Origin of the sequence: Pseudomonas sp. OV546 (genome assembly GCF_900116845.1) — a bacterium.
In the GTDB taxonomy this organism is placed as follows: Bacteria; Pseudomonadota; Gammaproteobacteria; order Pseudomonadales; family Pseudomonadaceae; genus Aquipseudomonas; species Aquipseudomonas petroselini.
The window spans coordinates 374,613-395,635 of the sequence record NZ_FPCE01000003.1 but is presented as its reverse complement, the minus strand read 5'-3'; the positions used below and the strand labels follow the sequence as shown (position 1 = coordinate 395,635).

Annotated in this window: 19 protein-coding genes and 1 other RNA gene; 9 read left to right on the top strand and 11 right to left on the bottom strand. The window is 60.9% G+C overall.

Going from position 1 to position 21,023, the window contains the following annotated elements; all coding sequences use genetic code 11:
• Nucleotides 1–51: 51 nt before the first annotated feature.
• From rho to BM403_RS09795, 4 genes are all read left to right on the top strand, one after another.
• A complete protein-coding gene (gene rho / locus BM403_RS09810) occupies nucleotides 52–1,311 on the top strand; it encodes a transcription termination factor Rho (RefSeq protein ID WP_003176825.1) in 1,260 nt (419 codons plus the stop codon).
• 156 nt (nucleotides 1,312–1,467) lie between these two features.
• Nucleotides 1,468–3,450: an acyltransferase family protein gene (locus tag BM403_RS09805; RefSeq protein ID WP_093542614.1), complete on the top strand. Its 1,983-nt coding sequence runs from the start codon at nucleotides 1,468–1,470 to the stop codon at nucleotides 3,448–3,450.
• Between the two features lie 59 nt (nucleotides 3,451–3,509).
• Nucleotides 3,510–4,976: a 4-hydroxy-3-polyprenylbenzoate decarboxylase gene (ubiD, locus tag BM403_RS09800; protein WP_003176824.1), complete on the top strand. Its 1,467-nt coding sequence runs from the start codon at nucleotides 3,510–3,512 to the stop codon at nucleotides 4,974–4,976.
• Nucleotides 4,976–5,944: a CDP-6-deoxy-delta-3,4-glucoseen reductase gene (locus BM403_RS09795; protein ID WP_015886457.1), complete on the top strand. Its 969-nt coding sequence runs from the start codon at nucleotides 4,976–4,978 to the stop codon at nucleotides 5,942–5,944. Before ubiD ends, BM403_RS09795 begins: the two co-directional genes overlap by 1 nt.
• Before the next feature lie 195 nt (nucleotides 5,945–6,139).
• On the opposite strand, the gene BM403_RS09790 is transcribed toward BM403_RS09795, so the two are convergent.
• A complete protein-coding gene (locus BM403_RS09790) occupies nucleotides 6,140–6,622 on the bottom strand; it encodes a sn-glycerol-3-phosphate transporter (RefSeq protein ID WP_093542611.1) in 483 nt (160 codons plus the stop codon).
• Between the two features lie 325 nt (nucleotides 6,623–6,947).
• On the opposite strand from BM403_RS09790, the gene BM403_RS09785 reads away from it, so the two are divergent.
• Nucleotides 6,948–9,335: a TonB-dependent receptor plug domain-containing protein gene (locus BM403_RS09785; protein WP_093542609.1), complete on the top strand. Its 2,388-nt coding sequence runs from the start codon at nucleotides 6,948–6,950 to the stop codon at nucleotides 9,333–9,335.
• Between the two features lie 27 nt (nucleotides 9,336–9,362).
• Nucleotides 9,363–10,016, top strand: coding sequence for a gamma-glutamylcyclotransferase (locus BM403_RS09780; protein WP_015886454.1), 654 nt, complete (start codon nucleotides 9,363–9,365; stop codon nucleotides 10,014–10,016).
• Here BM403_RS09780 and glpT read toward each other — a convergent pair.
• Both glpT and BM403_RS09770 read right to left on the bottom strand, forming a co-directional pair.
• Nucleotides 10,013–11,350: a glycerol-3-phosphate transporter gene (gene glpT / locus BM403_RS09775; RefSeq protein WP_015886453.1), complete on the bottom strand. Its 1,338-nt coding sequence runs from the start codon at nucleotides 11,348–11,350 to the stop codon at nucleotides 10,013–10,015. The genes BM403_RS09780 and glpT overlap by 4 nt on opposite strands.
• A 295-nt stretch (nucleotides 11,351–11,645) precedes the next feature.
• Complete coding sequence (locus tag BM403_RS09770; RefSeq protein ID WP_093542607.1) at nucleotides 11,646–12,623, bottom strand: NADPH:quinone oxidoreductase family protein; 978 nt, start codon at nucleotides 12,621–12,623, stop codon at nucleotides 11,646–11,648.
• Between the two features lie 150 nt (nucleotides 12,624–12,773).
• On the opposite strand from BM403_RS09770, the gene BM403_RS09765 reads away from it, so the two are divergent.
• Nucleotides 12,774–13,181, top strand: a complete 408-nt coding sequence (locus BM403_RS09765; protein WP_015886451.1) for a flagellar basal body-associated protein FliL — start codon at nucleotides 12,774–12,776, stop codon at nucleotides 13,179–13,181.
• A gap of 51 nt (nucleotides 13,182–13,232) precedes the next feature.
• Here BM403_RS09765 and BM403_RS09760 read toward each other — a convergent pair whose 3' ends face one another.
• From BM403_RS09760 to BM403_RS09745, 4 genes are all read right to left on the bottom strand, one after another.
• Nucleotides 13,233–14,351, bottom strand: a complete 1,119-nt coding sequence (locus BM403_RS09760; protein WP_093542605.1) for an ABC transporter permease — start codon at nucleotides 14,349–14,351, stop codon at nucleotides 13,233–13,235.
• Nucleotides 14,351–17,068 (bottom strand): ribosome-associated ATPase/putative transporter RbbA, encoded by a 2,718-nt coding sequence (gene rbbA / locus BM403_RS09755; RefSeq protein WP_093542603.1) that lies wholly within the window; start codon nucleotides 17,066–17,068, stop codon nucleotides 14,351–14,353. Before rbbA ends, BM403_RS09760 begins: the two co-directional genes overlap by 1 nt.
• The gene (locus BM403_RS09750) at nucleotides 17,065–18,030 is read right to left on the bottom strand and encodes an HlyD family secretion protein (protein ID WP_046035028.1); all 966 of its coding nucleotides are present in this window, start codon (nucleotides 18,028–18,030) and stop codon (nucleotides 17,065–17,067) included. Before BM403_RS09750 ends, rbbA begins: the two co-directional genes overlap by 4 nt.
• Nucleotides 18,031–18,099: 69 nt before the next feature.
• Nucleotides 18,100–18,549: an EVE domain-containing protein gene (locus BM403_RS09745; RefSeq protein WP_015886447.1), complete on the bottom strand. Its 450-nt coding sequence runs from the start codon at nucleotides 18,547–18,549 to the stop codon at nucleotides 18,100–18,102.
• A gap of 194 nt (nucleotides 18,550–18,743) precedes the next feature.
• Between BM403_RS09745 and BM403_RS31865 the strand changes: the two genes are divergently transcribed.
• Nucleotides 18,744–18,890: a hypothetical protein gene (locus BM403_RS31865; RefSeq protein WP_015886446.1), complete on the top strand. Its 147-nt coding sequence runs from the start codon at nucleotides 18,744–18,746 to the stop codon at nucleotides 18,888–18,890.
• A gap of 7 nt (nucleotides 18,891–18,897) precedes the next feature.
• Here the strand turns inward: BM403_RS31865 and BM403_RS09735 are convergent, their stop codons facing one another.
• The 4 genes from BM403_RS09735 to BM403_RS09720 form a co-directional block, all read right to left on the bottom strand.
• Entirely contained in the window at nucleotides 18,898–19,527 is a 630-nt protein-coding gene (locus tag BM403_RS09735) for a 5-formyltetrahydrofolate cyclo-ligase (RefSeq protein ID WP_093542601.1), read from the bottom strand.
• A gap of 56 nt (nucleotides 19,528–19,583) precedes the next feature.
• Nucleotides 19,584–19,762: non-coding RNA, 6S RNA (gene ssrS, locus BM403_RS09730), on the bottom strand.
• Between the two features lie 30 nt (nucleotides 19,763–19,792).
• Entirely contained in the window at nucleotides 19,793–20,110 is a 318-nt protein-coding gene (locus tag BM403_RS09725; RefSeq protein ID WP_010207385.1) for a cell division protein ZapA, read from the bottom strand.
• Entirely contained in the window at nucleotides 20,107–20,316 is a 210-nt protein-coding gene (locus tag BM403_RS09720; RefSeq protein ID WP_007982902.1) for a TIGR02449 family protein, read from the bottom strand. Before BM403_RS09720 ends, BM403_RS09725 begins: the two co-directional genes overlap by 4 nt.
• A gap of 138 nt (nucleotides 20,317–20,454) precedes the next feature.
• On the opposite strand from BM403_RS09720, the gene BM403_RS09715 reads away from it, so the two are divergent.
• The gene (locus BM403_RS09715) at nucleotides 20,455–21,012 is read left to right on the top strand and encodes a YecA/YgfB family protein (protein ID WP_015886444.1); all 558 of its coding nucleotides are present in this window, start codon (nucleotides 20,455–20,457) and stop codon (nucleotides 21,010–21,012) included.
• Nucleotides 21,013–21,023: the final 11 nt, after the last annotated feature.

Here is a 21,023-nt window from a genome sequence, read left to right as displayed (position 1 = left end):
TAAGCCAAAAGCTTAATTTCCCCCCTCCATAAATGATTACGTCATTCCTATATGAATCTGACTGAACTCAAGCAAAAGCCGATTACCGACCTGCTCCAACTGGCCGAAGAAATGGGCATAGAAAATATGGCCCGTTCGCGCAAGCAGGACGTGATTTTCTCCCTGCTGAAAAAGCACGCGAAAAGCGGCGAGGAAATCTCCGGTGATGGCGTGCTGGAGATTCTCCAGGACGGCTTCGGCTTCCTCCGCTCTGCAGACGCCTCCTATCTCGCCGGCCCAGACGATATCTACGTCTCGCCGAGCCAGATCCGTCGCTTCAACTTGCGCACCGGCGACACCATTGTTGGCAAGATCCGCCCTCCGAAGGAAGGCGAGCGTTATTTCGCCCTGCTCAAGGTCGACACGATCAACTTCGATCGTCCCGAGAACGCGAAAAACAAGATTCTCTTCGAGAACCTGACGCCGCTGTTCCCGACCGTGCGCATGAAGATGGAAGCCGGTAACGGTTCCACCGAAGACTTGACCGGCCGTGTCATCGACCTGTGTGCCCCGATCGGCAAAGGCCAACGTGGCCTGATCGTCGCACCGCCAAAGGCCGGTAAGACCATCATGCTGCAGAACATTGCAGCGAACATCGCACGTAACAATCCTGAAGTTCACCTGATCGTGCTGTTGATCGATGAGCGTCCGGAAGAAGTGACCGAAATGCAGCGCACTGTGCGCGGCGAAGTGGTTGCCTCCACGTTCGATGAACCGCCAACCCGCCACGTGCAGGTTGCCGAAATGGTGATCGAGAAGGCCAAGCGCCTAGTCGAACACAAGAAGGACGTGGTGATCCTGCTCGACTCCATCACCCGTCTGGCCCGCGCCTATAACACCGTGATCCCGAGCTCCGGCAAGGTATTGACCGGTGGTGTCGATGCCCACGCCCTGGAGAAACCGAAGCGTTTCTTCGGCGCCGCGCGGAACATCGAGGAAGGCGGCTCGTTGACCATTATCGCCACCGCACTGGTTGAAACCGGTTCGAAGATGGACGAAGTGATCTACGAAGAGTTCAAGGGTACCGGCAACATGGAACTGCCCCTGGACCGTCGCATCGCGGAAAAACGCGTGTTCCCGGCGATCAACATCAACCGTTCCGGTACCCGCCGCGAAGAGTTGCTGACTGCCGATGACGAACTGCAGCGTATGTGGATCCTGCGCAAGCTGCTGCACCCGATGGACGAAGTCGCTGCCATCGAGTTCTTGATCGACAAGCTGAAAACCACCAAGACCAACGATGAGTTCTTCTTGTCGATGAAGCGTAAGTAAAACCACGTTTCAGGTCCGAAAAAATGGCGCCCTCAGGGGCGCCATTTTTTTTGTGTCGAAAAGGGGAGGTTTGAGTGCCTCAAGTGTCAGTTAAGAAACAAAAATAGGTGAGTGCGGCTACGCTCATCCCCATTCGTATCTGGCTGACCATTGTTTATGACCGTTCTTGCTTATCGAAGAGACATCGACGGCCTGCGTGCTATTGCTGTCCTGGCAGTCGTGCTGTTCCATTTTGGCGTTCCAGGCGTCACTGGCGGTTTTGTCGGCGTCGATGTGTTTTTCGTGATTTCCGGTTTTCTGATCACCTCGATCATCTGGCGCGAACGTCAGGCCGGGCGTTTCAGTTTCGTGGAGTTCTGGGCGCGCCGTGCCCGGCGTATTCTGCCGGCGCTGTTTGTGATGATGGCGGCGACGCTGGTGGTGGGTTGGTTCCTGCTGGCGCCCAAGGACTACGAAGCGTTGGGGCGCTCGGCGCACTATCAGGCGACCTTCAGCTCCAACCTGCTGTTTGCACGCCAGCACGGTTATTTTGATGCGGCCTCCGACATCAAGCCGTTACTGCATACCTGGTCGTTGGCAGTGGAAGAGCAGTTCTACATTGTCTTTCCGCTGTTGCTGACCCTGCTTTCAAGCCGTTTGAAACACTGGCGGCTGGCGTTGCTGGGTGTGTTGCTGGTGTCATTCGGCATGAGCGTCTGGGCGGTCACGCATCAGCCGCAAAAAGCGTTCTATCTGCTGCACCTGCGTGCCTGGGAGTTACTCGCCGGGGCGATGCTGGCGGTGATGCCCCTGCGTGACTGGCGCGCCCCGCCCGCCCTGGCCCAAGGGATCAGCCTGGTCTCCCTGGCGTTGATCCTGATTGCCGTGTTCGGTTTCGATCGACACACGCCGTTTCCTGGTGCTGCCGCGTTGCTGCCGGTGCTGGGCGTGGTCGGGTTGATCTGGGCCAACGGGCAGCAACACACCTGGGTCGGGCGCTTGTTGAGCTCTCGGGTGATGGTGGGCGTGGGGCTCATTTCATATTCCTGGTACCTGTGGCACTGGCCGGTGTTCGTGTACGCCAACTATGCGGCGGTGGACGGTTTGAGCCCGTTTGAGTTGGCGGGCCTGATGCTGGTGAGCCTGGTGCTGGGCTATCTGTCCTGGCGATTCGTGGAGGCACCGTTTCGCGAAAAGCGCTTGCTGGCGGGCCGCAAGGCGATCCTGGCGGCGGGTCTCGCCGGGATCCTGTGCCTTGGTTTTACCGGTTTGGCGTTGCGTGAAGCCAAAGGGGTGCCCTGGCGCCTGTCCGAACAGGCGCTGCGTTATGCCCAGGCGAAAACATGGAGCCCGGCGTTGATGGCGTGCATGGCCGACAAAAACACGCCGGATGAACGCCTGTTTTGCCACTTCGGTCCCAAAAACAGCTCAGTGTCCGCGCTGGTCTGGGGTGACAGCCATGCCACCGCATTGATTCCGGCACTCGAGGACGGCGCCAAACGTCACGATATCAGCCTGGTGCAGGCGAGCTTCGCTGGCTGCATGCCGTTGGATGGCCTGGAGAATATTGCCCGTTGCGCGCATTTCAACCAGCGGGTCGAGAAAGCCATGGCCGAACAGCCGTTCAGCGATGTAGTGCTGGTGGCGCGCTGGAGCCTGTACCTCTATGGGCAAATGTCAGGGGACAAAGAGCATGCGCTCAAAGACCCTGCCACCGGCAACTACGTACGCGCCGTGGCTGAAGAGCGCTTCGCCCAGGGCCTGCGCGAGCGCATTAAAGGGCTGCGCGCCGCCGGGCATCGGGTGTGGCTGGTCAAGGAGGTGCCGTTGCAGGAAATCATTGTGCCGTACCGCCTCAGTCGCCTGGCCATGATGCACCGTCCGGTGGACAAGGAAGGGCTGCCCGTGGAGGAACATATGAAGCGCCAGGCCTTTATCACTCAGTTGTTTGACGAACTGGCGGCGGCCGACAGCGGCGTGACCGTGTTGGACCCCGCGCCCCTGCTGTGTGGCGCCGATGGCCTGTGCCGGGTCGAGCTCAATGGTCGCGCGTTGTACACCGACGACAACCACCTCTCTGACGTGGGCGCGCGGCACATCGAGGCCTTCCTGGAACCGCTGTTCAGTTCCTTGCAATCACGGCGGCTGACGGCCAATTAAGCTGCCAGCTGCCTTCAGAGCAGGTAGGATGTACGCCTATTTTACGGGTGGCATGGTTAATGAAATTCAAGGATCTTCGGGATTTCGTGCAGCAACTTGAGCAGCGCGGAGAGTTGAAACGTATCCAGATGCCGATTTCCCCGGTGCTGGAAATGACTGAGATTTGCGACCGTACCCTGCGCAACAAGGGCCCGGCGCTGCTGTTCGAGAACCCGACCGGCTTTGATATTCCGGTGCTGGGCAACCTCTTCGGTACCCCCGAGCGCGTGGCTTTTGGCATGGGCGCCGAGTCGGTCAGCGAGCTTCGCGAGATCGGCAAGTTGCTGGCCTTCCTCAAGGAGCCCGAGCCACCCAAGGGGCTGAAGGATGCCTGGTCGAAGCTGCCGATCTTCCGCAAGATCATTGCCATGGCCCCCAAGGTGGTCAAGGACGCGGTGTGCCAGGAAGTGGTCATCGAAGGCGATGATGTCGACCTCGCCATGCTGCCGGTACAGACCTGCTGGCCCGGCGACGTCGGCCCGCTGATCACCTGGGGCCTGACCGTCACCAAAGGCCCGAACAAGGATCGCCAGAACCTCGGTATCTACCGCCAGCAAGTGATCGGCCGCAATAAGGTGATCATGCGCTGGCTGAGCCACCGTGGCGGTGCCTTGGACTTCCGCGAGTGGTGCGAAAAACACCCTGGTAAACCGTTCCCGGTCTCCGTGGCCCTGGGTGCCGACCCGGCCACCATCCTCGGGGCCGTGACCCCGGTGCCTGACAGCCTGTCCGAATACGCTTTCGCTGGCCTGTTGCGCGGCAACCGTACCGAGCTGGTGAAGTGCCGCGGCAACGACCTGCAAGTGCCGGCGACTGCTGAAATCATCCTCGAAGGCGTGATTCATCCCGGCGAAATGGCGGATGAAGGCCCTTACGGCGACCACACCGGCTACTACAACGAAGTCGACAGCTTCCCGGTGTTCACCGTCGAGCGCATCACCCATCGGATCAAACCGATCTACCACAGCACCTACACCGGCCGTCCGCCGGATGAGCCGGCCATTCTCGGCGTGGCGCTCAACGAAGTGTTCGTGCCGATCCTGCAGAAGCAATTCCCGGAGATCACCGACTTCTACCTGCCGCCGGAAGGCTGCTCGTACCGTATGGCCATCGTGACCATGAAGAAGTCGTACCCCGGTCATGCCAAGCGGGTAATGCTCGGTGTGTGGTCGTTTTTGCGACAGTTCATGTACACCAAGTTCGTTATTGTCACCGACGACGACATCAATGCCCGCGACTGGAACGACGTGATCTGGGCCATCACCACGCGCATGGACCCCAAGCGCGACACGGTGATGATCGACAACACGCCGATCGACTACCTCGACTTCGCGTCGCCCGTGTCTGGCCTGGGGTCGAAGATGGGCCTGGACGCTACCCACAAATGGCCGGGTGAAACCACCCGCGAGTGGGGCAGAGTGATCGTCAAGGATGAAGCCGTCACCGCGCGTGTTGATGCGATCTGGAAAGAATTGGGAATAGATTGATGCGTGTAACCCTGCAACCTTCCGGCGCTGTGCTGGAGCTGGTCCCTGGCGAGCGAATCCTCGAAGGTGCGCGCCGCCTGGGCTACGAATGCCCCCAGGCCTGCCGCAACGGCGTGTGCCATGTGTGCGCGGCGCTGTTGGTGGAAGGCCGCGTGCAGCAAGCCGGTGAGGTGCGTGACCACGGCGAGTTCTACACCTGCATCGCTGAGCCGCTGGAAGACTGCATTGTGTTGTGGGATGGCGTGCTGGCGCCGGGAGAGTTGCCGTTGCGCAAGTTGTCGTGCCAATTGAGTGAATGTGTAGAGGTCGGTGGCGACGTGTGGCGTGTGCGCCTGCGGGCGCCAGCCGGCAAGGCGGTGCGTTACCACGCCGGGCAATACTTGATGATCGAGCGGGAGAATGGCGAGAAGTCGGCGTTTTCCCTGGCGTCGGCGCCCCATGCCGGGCGCGAGCTGGAGCTGCATGTGCTGGCCCGCGAGGACAGCGCGCGTAGCTTGCTGGAGCAACTGCAGCGCAATCAGATGGCCCGTGTGGAGCTGCCGTTCGGCGACACCCATTTGGCCGAGTTGCCGGATGGGCCGCTGGTGTTGATCGCCGCCGGCACCGGCATGGCGCAGATGCATAGCCTGATCGAACATTGTCGCGCGTCCGGCTTCAAGCACCCGGTGCACCTGTACTGGGGCGTGCGTCGCCCGGAAGATTTCTACCAGATAGAACACTGGGACCAGTGGCTGCAACTGCCCAACCTGTTCCTGCACAAAGTCGTCAGTGACTTGTGCGGCTGGGAAGGGCGCTGCGGGTTGCTGCACGAAGCGGTGTGCGAAGACATCACCGACCTCAAGTCGGTGCACGTCTACGCCAGCGGTTCACCGGCGATGATCTACGGCACCCTGGATGCCCTGGTCGAGGCCGGTATGGATGCGCACCAGATGCGTGCCGATGTGTTTGCCTACGCGCCACGGCCCTGAGCCGGGCAAAACATCACGGTTGCATGCCGATCAAATTGTGCGGGCTTGCTGTGGCGAGCACGCTGGCTTGCGCTGGGGGGCGAAGCGCCGCCCAAAGAGCCGGCTCCAGCTGCGCTGTCGAACGGGAGCAAGCTCCCTCGCCACAGCAAGCTCCCTCGCCCCAGTAAGCCCGCTCCCACGCTGGACGGTGCCTGCTTAGAATCGCAATCCCGTCGTCACCATCGCCGCATTGAACCCCAGCAACACTAACTCCGCCGCCACCGGCCCGTAATGCGTGCCCACGGACGGAATGATCACCGGCGCCACGCCGAAACGATTCAACGGGATCTTGTCGCGGTACTTGCCGCGATAACCTTGGATCGCCCCGCCTGTCAGCTTCAAATACACCGGATAGTCGGCCATGTCATAGCGCTTGCCCGCATAGGCGTAGTACGAGCGTTGGCGGAACGAGTTGCGGAACGTCGCCCCGCCGTACACAAAACCGGATGCTTCGTTGCGCTCCAGGCCGATCAGATCCTGGTTGTTGTTGTGGTCCGGGTCGGGCGCGAAGTGCCGCGTGTAGACGCTGGTCTGTGCATACCAGAAGCCTTTGTCGTCCTCGGTAGCGGATGTTTCGCCCGCCAGTGCGGTGGTGGCCTGGGCCAGCAGCAATAGGCCAGGCATTCGGAATTTCTTCATGGGTGCGACCTCGGTAGTCGATTATTGGGCGGCTAGGTGGGTCGTGATGTGTGCGTTATTTTGAGGGTTTGGCACGTTCCCAGGCTGAACCGGGGCTGAAAGTAGCGAGATTGGCGCGCTCAATCCTGATGAATGGGCGGATTCGCTTATGCATTCGCTTATTCTTTAAAGGTATTTAATTTGTTTCATAAATATCATTAGGCTATATATCAACGGACTACCGAACACTCACAACAACCAATCACTGACCGCCACCGCCCGCCAGCCGGACCGATCGTACGAACTCAGAGCACGACGTTCTGGTTTTTGATTCAAGGGGAGCGGTATGGGGAGCTACAAGCAACACGCGCTGTACACGGCGATTTTGTCGGCCAATTTGCTGACCGCTGTGGGTTTCAATCCCGTCTTTGCGGCCGAAACGTCCGCCACCGATACACCCAAGCTCGACACTGTGATCGTCACCGGTACCCGCGCCCAGGAGCGTACGGCCAGTGCTTCGCTGTCACCGATCGATGTGATTTCCGGAGATACCTTGCGCAGCACAGGTTCCGATGAGTTGGGCGCGGTGTTGGCGCGGCTGATTCCGTCGATCAATTTCCCACGCCCAAGCCTGGTGGACGGCGCCGAACTGGTGCGTCCTGCGCAATTGCGCGGCCTGTCGCCGGATCAGGTGCTGGTGCTGGTCAATGGCAAACGTCGCCACACCAGCGCCTTCGTCAACCTGGGTGGGGCGGTGGGCCGTGGCTCTGCACCGGCGGACTTGAACGCGATCCCGCTGTCGGCGGTGGACCATATCGAAGTGCTGCGCGACGGCGCGTCCGCCCGCTATGGCTCCGATGCGATTGCCGGGGTGATCAACGTGATCCTCAAGCACGCCGACCAGGGCGGCTCGATCTCCACCAAGTTCGGCGAGTACAAGAAGGGCGACGGTATCCAGCGTAATGTCAGCGGCAATACCGGCCTGGCGCTGGGCGACAACGGCTTTATCAACCTGTCGGCCGAAGGCGCCGATAACGATTACACCAACCGCGCCGGCAATGATTACCGCCCAGCCAGCATCGGTTCCACCACCTACGGCCAGCGCGTGTTCCGCCAGGGCGAGCCGGCCACCGATGAAGGCAAATTCCAGTTCAACTCGGAATATGCCTTCAACGATGCCGCCGAGTTCTACAGCTTCGGTGGCTACAGCAAACGGCGCGGGGAGACGGCAGCGTTTTACCGGGCGAGCAACGCCTCCAACAACATCGCGGCACTCAACCCCAACGGCTACCTGCCGCTGATCAAGGGCAACCTGGAAGACACCTCGCTGGTGGTGGGCCTGCGCGGGCTGTTGGCCTACGACTGGCATTACGACCTGTCGGCCAACTACGGCAAGAACCAGTACGAGCTGGGCACCGAAACCATCAACACGTCCCTGGGCCTGGCCACGCCGCGCAAGTTCAACAACGGCACCCTGAGCAACGATCAGAAGCAGATCAGCCTGGACCTGTCGCGTGAGTTCGACGTGGGCTTCCTGCCTTACCCGGTCTCCGTGGCCTTTGGTGGCGAATACCTGCACCAGGGTTACGAGATCGAAGCGGGTGAGCCGGCGTCCTACTTCCAGACCGGCAGCTCCGGCCTGGGCGGTTTCCGCGACGCCGACGCCGGTACGAGCACACGGCATAACTGGGCGCAGTACCTGGACCTGGAAACCAATTTCACCGAAAAACTCAGCGCCTCCGCCGCCGTGCGCCATGAGGACTACAGCGACTTCGGTTCCAACGTCAGTGGCTCGCTGTCGGCCCGCTACGACTTCACCCCGCAGGTGGCCTTGCGCGGCAGTATTTCCAATGGTTTCCGCGCGCCGTCCCTGGCCCAGCAGAACTTTGCCTACACCTCATCGCAACTGATCGGCAGTACCGTCCAGGAAGCGGGCACCTTCCCGGCCAACAGCCAGGTGGCTCGCTTGCTCGGCGCCGAAGACCTCAAGGCTGAAAAGTCGCGCAACTACAGCCTCGGCCTGGTGCTGGAGCCTGCCGATGACCTGACCGTGACGCTCGATGTGTACCGTATCGACATCCGCGACCGCATCAGCCTGTCGTCAAACCTGAACCTCAACCCGGCGGCGATTGCCTACCTGCAAGCCAATGGCGTGGGCAACATCAACTACACCAGCGCCCGCTACTTCACTAACGCGACTGACACCAGCACCGACGGTGTCGACCTCGTGGCCAACTATCGCTACCAATTCGATAACGGTATCCGCTGGAACAGCACCGTGGGCTATAACTACAACCACACCAAAGTCACTGACGTAAAAGCCAACCCGGCGATTCTCGACAGCCTGGGTGTGAACCTGTTGCGCGTGGACCGTCGCGAGCGTATCGGTTTGCTCGGCGATACCACGCCACAACACAAGCTGAGCCTGGGTAACGACTTCACGTTCGGCCGTTGGGCGCTGCACAGCAACCTGGTGCGCTATGGTGAATTCACCAGCTACCAGGCAGACAAGGTCAATGACCAGACCTTCAAGGCGGCCTGGGTGCTGGACCTGTCGGCAGACTACAAGCTGAAGAACTGGACCTTCACCCTGGGCGGCGACAACGTCACTGATAAGTACCCGGAGAAGGTCAACGCCTTTGCCAGCAGTGGTGGCAATTTGGCCTATAGCACTTTTTCGCCGTACGGTTACAGCGGCGCGTTCTATTACGGTAAAGTTGCCTATAACTGGTAAGAGCACAGGAGACCTAAGCGATTTGCCATGACCGCCATTGAAACCGATCTTTTGCAATTGGCTTACCCTCCGCGACTCGATCTTGGGCCGCAACTCACTCACGAACAATTGATGAGCTCGATGCAAGCCACCATGGCTCGGCATAAGGGTGGGCCGGTCTGGCTGTTTGCGTATGGTTCGCTGATCTGGCGGCCTGAATGCTCGTCGACCGAGCGCGTGCGGGCGCGGGTTCACGGTTATCACCGGGGCCTGTACCTGTGGTCTCACGAGCATCGGGGCACGCCGGAGTTGCCGGGGCTGGTGTTTGGTCTGGACCGTGGAGGCTCTTGCAGTGGGTTCGCTTACCGCTTGCCGGAAGATCAGTTGGAGGCCTCGCTGTATGCCCTGTGGCAGCGCGAGATGCCTTACCCCTCCTATCGGCCGCACTGGCTCAGTTGCCGTCTTGAGGATGGCAGTACCGTGCAGGCGCTCGGGTTTGTATTGGAGCGACACCTGCCCAGCTACGCCGGCAACCTGCCCGACATCGTGCTGAACCATGTGTTGCAAAGCGCTTGCGGGCGTTACGGCACCACTCGCGATTATGTCGAGCAGACCGTCAACGCCCTGCGTAGCCACGCCATGCCAGATAAAAACCTGGAGGCGCGGCTCAAGCGTTGTGCAAAGGATTGCTCAGGCGATTAACGCGCCGAGCTGACGCTGTTGGTGTGCCACAGCGTGGGGATCAGGAAGGCGATCGCCAATACGCACGCGCCGATCAGCAGCACAAAACCACCGTCCCAGCCGAAATGGTCCACGGTATAGCCCATGGCCGCGCTCGCCGCCACCGAACCGCCCAGGTAACCGAACAGACCGGTGAAACCTGCCGCGGTGCCGGCGGCTTTCTTCGGTGCCAGTTCCAGCGCTTGCAGGCCGATCAGCATCACCGGGCCGTAGATCAGGAAGCCGATGGACACCAGCGCGATCATGTCGACCATCGGGTTGCCCGGCGGGTTGAGCCAGTACACCAGGGTCGCCACGGTCACCAGCGCCATGAACACGATACCGGTCAGGCCACGGTTGCCACGGAAGATCTTGTCCGACATCCAGCCGCACAGCAGCGTGCCTGGGATACCCGCCCATTCGTAGAAGAAGTACGCCCAGGATGATTTATCGACCGTGAAGTGCTTGGCTTCCTTGAGGTAGGTCGGTGCCCAATCCAGTACGCCGTAGCGCAGCAGGTAGACGAAGACGTTGGCGAAGGCGATGTACCACAGCATTTTATTGCGCAGCACGTACTTGACGAAAATTTCCTTGGCGCTGAATTCGTCTTCGTGGCTGGCGTCGTAGCCTTCCGGGTAATCGTTCTTGTATTTCTCAATCGGCGGCAGGCCGACCGACTGCGGCGTGTCGCGCATGGTGATGAAGGCAAACGCCGCCACTGCCAAGGCCACTGTCGCCGGTACATAGAACGCCGCATGCCAGTCGTTGAACCAGGCCATGCCCAGCAGGAACAGCGGGCCGATCAGGCCGCCGCCGACGTTATGCGCCACGTTCCACACCGACACCACGCCACCGCGTTCTTTCTGCGACCACCAGTGCACCATGGTGCGTCCGCTCGGTGGCCAGCCCATGCCCTGGGCCCAGCCATTGATGAACAACAAAATGAACATCATGGTCACGCTGGACGTCGCCCAAGGTGCGAAACCGAAAATGAACATCACCCCTGCTGAAACCAGCAGGCCGAAGGGCAGGAAATAGCGCGGGTTGGAGCGGTCGGACACCAGGCCCATGAGGAATTTGGACAGGCCGTAGGCAATCGCGATGGCGGACATCGCCAGGCCCAGTTCGCCACGGGTGTAACCCTCGTCGATCAGGTACGGCATGGCGAGGGAGAAGTTTTTGCGCAGCAGGTAGTACCCGGCGTAACCGAAGAAAATACCGGCGAAGATCTGCCAGCGCAGGCGTCGGTAGGTACTGTCTATTTTTTCTTCAGGCAGGGGCGCCTGATGTGCGGCAGGACGAAAGAAAGCAAACATTCAAGGGCTCCAGATTTCTTGTTTTGACTGCGGATGCGAATGTTACAGTTTCGTTACCGAAAATAGCATCGCCTCTTAGTGGCAAACACAGGAAATGAGCGCAATTGCATGTTCTCTTATGAACATGTCGCTAATAGATAAGTGCGGGTCGTGGTTGAGTTCTTCAGGATGATGGAGACCCAAATGTGGGAGGGGGTTTGCGCCCGATAGCGGTGGCTCAGTCGACAGATTCAGTGACTGACACCCTGCAATCGGGAGCAAGCCCCCTTCCACCTGTGAGCGCATTTCACATCGCTCAGCGCGTTTGGACGACGACCTTGCCCACCGCCCTGCGCTGCCCCAGGTCATTGATCGCCTGGGCGGCTTGTTCCAGCGGATACACCTGCGACACCAACGGCTTCAACTTGCCCTCGGCGTACCAGCCGAACAATTGCTGGAAATTCGCCGCATTGTCCTGCGGCTGCCGCTGGGCAAATGAACCCCAGAACACCCCCACCACCGCCGCACCCTTGAGCAGCGCCAGGTTCACCGGCAGCTCCGGGATGCGCCCGCTGGCAAACCCCACCACCAGCAAGCGGCCGTTCCAGGCGATGGCACGGACGGCTTGGTCAAACAGGTCGCCCCCCACCGGGTCGTAGATCACATCGGCACCGTTGCCGTCGGTCAGGCGCTTGATCTCGTCTTTCAGGCTGGTTTCGCTGTAGTTGATCAGCTCATCGGCGCCGGCGGCCTTCGCCACCGCCAGTTTGTCGGCGCTGCTGGCGGCAGCGATCACCCGTGCGCCCATGGCCTTGCCGATTTCCACGGCGGCCAGGCCCACGCCTCCGGAGGCGCCCAGGACCAACAGGGTTTCGCCGGGTTGCAGGTTGGCCCGTTGTTTCAGCGCGTGCATGGACGTGCCGTAGGTCATGCTGAACGCGGCGGCCGTGTTGAAGTCCATGCTCGGCGGGATCGGCAGCACGTTATAGCCCGGCACCGCGACCTGTTCGGCAAAGCTGCCCCAGCCGGTCAGCGCCATGACCCGGTCACCGACTTTGAGGTGGCTGACTTTTTCGCCCACTTCACTGACCACGCCCGCCGCTTCGCCACCCGGCGAGAACGGGAAGGGCGGCTTGAACTGGTACTTGCCCTCGATAATCAGGGTGTCCGGGAAGTTGACCCCGGCGGCATGCACGTCCAGCAGGATTTCGTTCTTCTTGATCGCCGGGCTGGCGATCTCTTCCAGCACCAGGGTTTCGGCGGGGCCGAAGGCTTTGCACAGCACAGCTTTCATCGGACTATTCCTTTTGGCGTCGTGGCCGATAAGTGTAGGAGGGTATGCCCCTGGGTCAACGAGCATGCCCGGGCCTGATAAGTCGCCATAAGCTTGTGCTCTGCCTTGCTAGCGTTATGCTACCCGGCAACCGAATGTGAGGAATGAACTGTGAAAGCGTGGATCCTATTGATGCTGGCCCTGACCTTGCCGATGGCAGCCCAGGCCGAAGAGGCCAAAGAAGGCGAGGCGCCGAAAGTCAGCTATATCAGCCTGAGCCCGCCGTTCGTGGGTAACTATGGCCTGGATGGCACGGCGAAGCTCAAGGTGTTCAAGGCCGACATCGCCCTGCGCGTGACCGGCACCGAGGCGGCAGCACTGGTCAAAGCCAACGATCCATTGATCCGCAACCAGCTGGTGGCACTGTTCACCCAGCAGACCAACGAGGCCATGAGCACCGTTGAAGGCAAGGAAAAGCTGCGCCAGGAAGCGTTGAAGCAAACCCAGCAAGTGATGAACGACGAGACGGGCAAGCCGGTGGTGGAAGACCTGTTGTTCAACAACTTGATCATCCAGTAACCCCACTTATGTGACGGGCAGAACGGTGCTCTTGTGGCGAGGGCATCATTCTCAGGAGGCGAGGCTTTTACGAAACCGCGCCAACGCCACCGCAAAAAACACCAACCCAATCCCCGCCAGCGCCAGCAAGTCCGGCCACACTACGCTTACTCCCGCATCCCGAAACAGAATCGCCGCGCTCAGACTCACAAAATGCGTCGACGGCGAGCCCTGCATTATCCACTGCAGCCACTCGGGCATGCTGTCCAGCGGCGTGCTGCCGCCTGAGAGCAGCAGCATCGGGATGATCACCGGGATTGCCAGCAAGCCGAACTGCGGCGTCGAGCGGGCGAGGGTGGCGAGGAAGATGCCCAGCGCGGTGCTGGCAAACAGGTACAGCGCCGTCACGAACAGAAACAAGCTCAGCGACCCGGCCAGCGGTACGCCGAGCAGGCCTTTGACCACCACTTCCAGCGACAGCCAGGTGCATAGCACCACCACGAGCATGTTGCTCCAGATTTTCGCCAGCATGATTTCCAGCGCCGTCAGTGGCAGTACCAGCAGATGGTCGAGGGTGCCGTGCTCGCGTTCGCGCAGCAGCGCCGTGCCGGTCAGCACGATAGCCAGGATGGTGATGTTGTTGACGATCTGGATCACCGCCAGGAACCAGCCACCTTCCAAGTTGGTGTTGAACAGGGCGCGGGTGGTCAGCAACGCGGGCGCCTGGCCGGCGGCATCGGCTTGTCCGCTGCTGGTCAGCAGTTCGCGTTGAAATATCCGCCCAATGTAGCCCGCGCCCATGAACGCCTGGCTCATCGCCGTGGCATCCACATTCACCTGCACGCCCGGCTGGCGCCCTGCCAACAGGTCGGCCTGGAAGTTCGCTGGCACATTGATCACGAAGGTGTATTCGCCGCTGTCCATGACCTTGTCCAACTGGTCATAGGGTAACGGCACAGGCGCTTGGAACTCGGGCGGCTGCAACGCCTCGGCCATTTGGCGTGAGAGTGAGCTGTGGTCTTCGTCCACAAACGCCACGCTGGCGTTGTGCACGCCGATCACCGAGCCGGCGGCGGGCATATAGATGGCGACGGTGAAGGCGTAGAACAAAAACAGCAGCAACACGCTGTCGTGTCGCAGGCTGGTCAGCTCCTTGACCCCCAGCCGCAGGATGTGCGCGAACGTGTGCATCAGGCCTCCTGCTTCTTGAGCATGATCAGGCTCAGCCCAGTAAACCCGACGAAAAACCCGAACAGCGCCAGGCATTGCGGCCACAACTGGCGCAGGTCCAGGGCCTTGGTGAACGTGCCCACGGCGATATCCAGAAAGTGCCCGGCCGGAAACAGCATGCCCATCAATGCCGCCGCTCCTTCCAGTGACGAGCGTGGCACGATCAGCCCGGAGAACTGGATCGTCGGCAGGCTGGTGATGATCATCGTGCCGAGGATCGCCGCGATCTGCGTACGGGTGAACGCCGAAATCAGCAGGCCCATGCTGGTGGTCGCCAGCACGTACAGCAACCCGCCGAACGCCAGTGTCAGGCCGCTGCCCTTGAACGGTACGCCGAACAACCAGCGGTTCATCGCCACCAATACCGCCAGGTTGACCAGGCTGACGGCGAGGTAGGGCGCCTGTTTGCCAAGCAGGAACTCCAGGCGGGTCAGCGGCGTGGCGTAGAAGTTGGTGATCGAGCCCAGCTCCTTCTCGCGCACGATGCCGAGGGCGGTGAGCATCGCCGGGATAAACGCCAGGATCAGCGCCATCACTCCGGGGCCGATGGCGTTCACGCTGACCACGTCCTGGTTATAGCGAAAGCGCGTCTCCAGCCTGGCGGCGGTCAGGTCGTTGCGGGGCAGGCTGCTCAGTTCGGCCAGTTGCGCAAGGTTGCCCTGGTGTACGGCCTCGACGTAGTTGCGGCTGGTTTCCGCGCGAAACGGCATGCCGCCATCGAGCCACGCGGCCACTGTGGGCTGGCGACCGGCGTAGAGGTCGCGGCCAAAACCGGGCGGAATCTCCAGGGCCAGTTTGATTTCCGAACGTTGCAGGCGTCGGTGCAACTCAGTCGAATCCTGAATGGGCGACTGCTCGGCGAAATAGCGTGAGCTACGAAAGGCTTCCAAGTAGGCGCGGCTTTGCGGCGTCTGGTCCTGGTCGTAGACGGCGAACGCGAGGTTTTCCACGTCCAGGGAAATGCCATAGCCGAAGATCACCATCATGAACATCGCTCCCAGCAGCGCGAAGGCCATGCGCACTTTGTCGCGCAGCAGTTCCTTGCCTTCGCGGCTGGCCACGGCCAACAGGCGAGCCAGGCTGAATCCACGCTTGCTCACGGGCGGTGCGCTGGTCGCGCTGACGGTTGCGGTGGCTGCAGCGGGCTCGGCTTCGCCCTGGGCCTGTTCCAGGCAGGTGACGAACGCGGCTTCCAGCGTATCACCGTGAAATTGCCGTCGCAGCGCATCCGGTGTATCGCAGGCCAGCACCTTGCCCGCATGCATCAGGGAGATGCGATCGCAGCGCTGGGCTTCGTTCATGAAGTGGGTGGACAGGAAGATGGTCACGCCTTGTTCGCGGGATAGCTCGATCAGCAGTCGCCAGAAATCATCCCGCGCAGCCGGGTCGACGCCCGAGGTGGGCTCATCGAGGATCAGCACTTCCGGGCGATGCAATACGGCCACCGCCAATGACAGTCGCTGACGCAGGCCGAGAGGCAGTTCACCGGACGGTTGCTCGGCGACGTCAATGAGATCGAAGCGTTGGATCAGCTCGTCAATGCGCGGACCGCTATCAGCTGTGGGCAAGTCGAACAATTGCGCATGCAGCACCAAGTTCTGGCGCACGCTGAGCTCGCCATACAGCGAGAAGCTTTGCGACATGAACCCCACGCGCTTGCGGGTGGCCAGGTCCTTGGCATTGACCGGGTTGCCCAGCAGCGTCGCACTGCCCTCAGTGGCTGGCATCAGCCCGGTGAGGACTTTCATGGTGGTGGTCTTGCCGCAGCCGTTGGAGCCGAGGAACCCGAATATTTCACCTCGGCCGATGGCGAAGCTGACGTTGTTGACCGCGGTGAAATCGCCGAAGCGCAGGGTCAGGTCGTGGGCTTCGATGGCGATGTCGGTGTTGTCGCTTTCGCGCGGCGGAATCACCAGCGGTTGGTTGTCGTGGGCGCTGTCACCCTGGAAGTGGGTGAACGCCTCGTCCAATTTGCCGCTGGATGTTGCGCCAGCCAATTCACTGCTCAGGCCGTCGGCGATCAACTTGCCGCGATCAAGCATCAGGCAATGCTCGAACTGCTCGGCTTCTTCCATGTATGCCGTGGCCACCAGCAGCGTCAGTTGTGGCCGCTCGCTGCGTACACTGTCGACCAATTCCCAGAAGCGTCGACGTGACAACGGATCGACGCCAGTGGTGGGCTCGTCGAGGATCAACAGGTCGGGGTCGTGGATCAGCGCGCAACACAGGCCAAGCTTCTGCTTCATACCGCCAGACAGCTTGCCGGCCGGACGGTCGGCGAAGCGTGCGAGGTCGGTGGCCAGCAGCAGGTTGTGCATGCGCTGGTCGCAATCGGCTTTCGACAGGCCGAACAACGTGGCGAAGAATCGGATGTTTTCGCGGATAGACAGCTCGGGGTACAGGTTGCCGCCCAAACCCTGGGGCATAAAGGCAATGCGTGGGTACAGGCTGTTGCGGTGACGGCGGTCTTCGATGGCGCCGCCGAGCACGTGCAACTGGCCATCCTGAAGTTTTTTAACCCCGGCGATCAAACCCAGCAGGCTCGACTTGCCCGCGCCATCCGGACCGATCAACCCGCAGCGCGTACCGGCCGGCAAGCTGAACGTGATGTCGACCAGTGCCTGCTGCTTGCCGTAGCGATGATTGATCCCCGTGGCCTGCAGCGCCAGGGCGGTCATTGCAGGTTGGCCGGCCAGTCAGTGTCAGCCGTGCGCACATAACCTGCGCCGGGCATGCCCGGTTTGGCTTGGGGCACGGCGCTGGGCTGGGTGAGGCGCAGTTTGACGCGGAAGACCAGTTTTTGGCGCTCGTCGCGGGTTTCCACTTCCTTGGGGGTGAACTGGGATTTGGCGGCGACAAAACTGATCTTGGCCGGCAGTGGCTGGCCGGGCAGGGCGTCGAGCAGGATACGCGCGTCGCTGCCGACGGTCAGGCGACCGGTGACGGACGCGGGCAGGTAGAGGTTCATGTATTGATCATTGGGATCAATCAACAGCAGCACCCGCCCACCCGCGCCCAGCACCTCACCTGGCTCGGCCAGGCGCAATTGGATAATGCCGTCGATGGGCGCGCGCAGGCTGCTGTCGTCGATTTCGCTGGTAAGTTGGGCCACCTGGGCCTGGGCGGCTCCGATGGCGGCCTTTCCCGAGTTGACCTGCGCTTGGGCGGCAATCACTGCCGCATTGCCGGTGTTTTGCCGCGCTTGCTGCTGGTCGATCAGTTGGCTGCTGGCGAATCCGCGTTTGTACAGCTCCTGGGTGCGCTTGAGTTCCTGGTTGGCCAGCAGTTGCTCGCTCTGGCGCAGTTGCACATTGGCTTCGGCGGCGGCGAAGTTTTCCTTGGCGCGCAGTACTTCGGCTTCGGCTTGGGCGCGCTGGGCTTCAAGGGTGCGGGTGTCCATGCGTGCAAGCAATTGGCCCTTGAGCACCTTGTCGCCTTCGTCAACCCGCACTTCGGCCAGGCGTCCGGGGATCTTGGCGGCGATCTGCACTTCGGTGGACTCCAAGCGGCCATTGCCCATGCCAATGCCTTCCGGCAGGCGGTCCTGGGTGGAGCGCCAGTAACCAAAGCCACCGGCACCCAACAACAAAGCGATGAGTGCGACGGCGAAAAGACGGGAGGTGTGGTGATTCGTCGACATGGCGGCTTCCTGCGGCATTAGCGTCCTAGTTTGAGCGGTTTGCCCCGGCGGGGCGTTGATACCGGTCAGTTAAAGCAAGTTGATTACTGCAGCCCATTGCTCGGGCGTGACGGCCATCACCGACAGCCGGCTGCCTTTTTGCACCAGGGGCAGTTCGGCAAGGGCGGTTTGCTGCTTCAGGTAACCGAGGCCGAGCACTTTGGGAAAGGTCTGGACGTGGGCCACGTTGATCGCACTCCACGGGTTTTTCTCCGGGGTGGCCTTCGCGTCGAAGTAGTGGCTTTGTGGCTCCAATGCAGTAGGGTCCGGATAGGCCGCCTCGACGATCTTGCCGATACCGGCAATACCCGGCTCCGGGCAACTGGAGTGATAAAAGAAAAATTCGTCACCCACCGCCATGGCGCGCAGGAAGTTGCGGGCCTGGTAGTTACGCACCCCGTCCCAGCGTGCTTCACCGAGCTTTTCCAGACCGTTGATGGAGAGTTCGTCGGGCTCGGATTTCATCAGCCAATAGGCCATTTTGGGGCTCCTGAAAAAGGCATTGGGCAAGTTGTCAGGCAATTTGATGACAAACCGACAGTCGGTTGGCGCCAAGGTTTGCGTGTTGGTTCACGTTACCGCAAAATGCCGGCCTTTAAGCTTGACGCAGCTGCAACGGACTACTTTGGAACGTTGTTGTCATCGTGTACGAGGTGCCTGAAGGGGGGCAATCGATGCAACGTAAACCGGATTTACTATGGATTTTGGTGATTTTGTTTGGTCTGGGCGTCGTGACCACCGGGTATGCGCAAAGCTTGTGGTCGAACAAGACCGATGCGCCGGTTGAACTGTCACCCGTGCAGCAGCAATTCAAGCGTTAACACGGCTTCAAGGCGCCGCTGATTCCAGTGGCGTCCCTGCGATATACCACTGCTTATCGGTGACGGTGCCAGCCAGCGGCACATCCCAACTCGCCTGCACCAAACGCTCGACCTTCTGACATTCATGGGCCAGGCCCAGCAGCGTCGGTTTGCGCCAGCTTTGGCGGCGCGCCAGATATGCCAGGCTGCGATCGTAAAACCCGCCGCCCATGCCCAGGCGTCCCCCCGCATCATCGAACCCCACCAACGGCAGCAGCACCAGGTCCAGCGCCCAGACCTTGCGTTGGCGGCTGATATTCACGCGTGGCTCCAGGATGCGAAAGCGATTGGGCAGCAGCTTTTCCCCAGGTCTTACCCGTTGGAACACCATCTTGGTCCGTGGCCAGGCGCTGAGCACCGGCAGGTAGGTGGCCTTGCCACGGCGCTGGGCGGCGCGCAGCAGCAGGCGCGGATCGATTTCACCGTCCGTCGGTAAATACAAAGAGATATGTTTGGCGCGGCGAAACAGCGGGTGCTGTGCCAGTTGCCGATACAGGCCGTGGGCGGCCTTGCACTGCTCGCTCGGCGTGAGGGTGCGGCGGGCATTGCGCAACATGCGTCGAAGTTGCGGACGGGAAAGCGGCGCAGGTTCGGTCATGGTTTCGGCTCATAAAACAATGCCAGTCCGAGGACTGGCATTGAGTTTGGGAATTCAGGCTCCCCGACAGAGCCGCTGTCGACTTAGCCCTTGAACCCGAAAGTTCAAGGTGGAAGATGCAGTAGGCTTTAAGGCTTTCCGTCTAGCGGACATGCACACCAGCCCAACGTGCAACTTCCAGGGTAGTGCGAATCGGCTCAGGGACATCGCCGACTGGCAAACACGCCAGGGAGTGGGGCGAGTATACCCCAAACAGTCGCGGCAATCAGCCCTTGGGTGCGTCTGAGTCGCTGGAAAGCACCAGATCCACGCGTTCCAGCAGGTCACGCACCTGCTCACGGGTGGAGCCGCTGGCCTGCACGTCAGGGCGTTCCTGCTTATGCAGCAAATCGTGGGTGATGTTCAGTGCGGCCATCACGGCGATGCGGTCGGCGCCGATGACTTTGCCGCTGCTGCGGATTTCACGCATCTTGCCATCCAGGTAGCGGGCGGCGCTCACCAGGTTGCTGCGCTCTTCCTGGGGGCAGATGATCGAGTATTCTTTATCGAGGATCTGCACGGTGACACTATTGCTTGAACTCATGAGTCTTGCTCCAGGGCCTTCAGGCGCGAAATCATCGATTCGACCTTACGCCGGGCGATTTCGTTTTTTTCAATGAGGTGAGCGCGTTCCTCGCGCCAGGTCTTTTCCTGAGCTAATAGGAGTCCGTTTTGACTCTTAAGTTGCTCGACCCGAGTAATTAGCAATTCGAGTCTGGCCATCAGCGCTTGCAGGTCGGTGTCTTCCATTGGGTTCCACTGGATTTGTCTGATGAATGGCAACTGCAGGATAAACGATCTGACGCCCTTGATAGTCTTGGTACGTCTGCCGGTGCTAGGATACAGCGCTCCATTCTAGACATTGCGCCGTCTGGCGCCTAGCTCACCATGCCTATTCAGAACTCCCCGTACGACGCTTTTTCCAAACTGCTGAGCACCAGCGGCCACCCATGCTCGCCTGCCGAACTGCACGGCGTGTTGCTGGGCCGCAGCTGCACCGGTGTTGGCTTTGATGCCGACAACTGGCTGGCTGACGTGGCCGAGCTGCTGGAAACCGAACCGACCGACAACGTGCGCAACGCGCTGATCGGCCTGCAAGAGATGGTCAAGGGCGAGCTGACCGGTGACGACGTCACCGTGGTCCTGCTGCTGCCGACCGACGACGCGCCGCTCACCGAGCGCGCCGCTGCACTGGGCCAATGGTGCCAGGGCTTCCTCCACGGTTTCGGTGTGAACGCCGGTGGCCTGGAACTGAGCACCGACGCCAAGGAAGTGCTGCAGGACCTGGCAGCCATCTCCCAGGTGCAGGACGCCCTGGAAGAGTCCGAAGACGGCGAAGGCGACTACATGGAGGTGATGGAGTACCTGCGCGTTGCGCCGCTGCTGCTGTTCACCGAGACCAAGAAGTCCGCTGAGCCTGCTGCACCCAAGCCGTCGCTGCACTAAGAAAGGAAGCC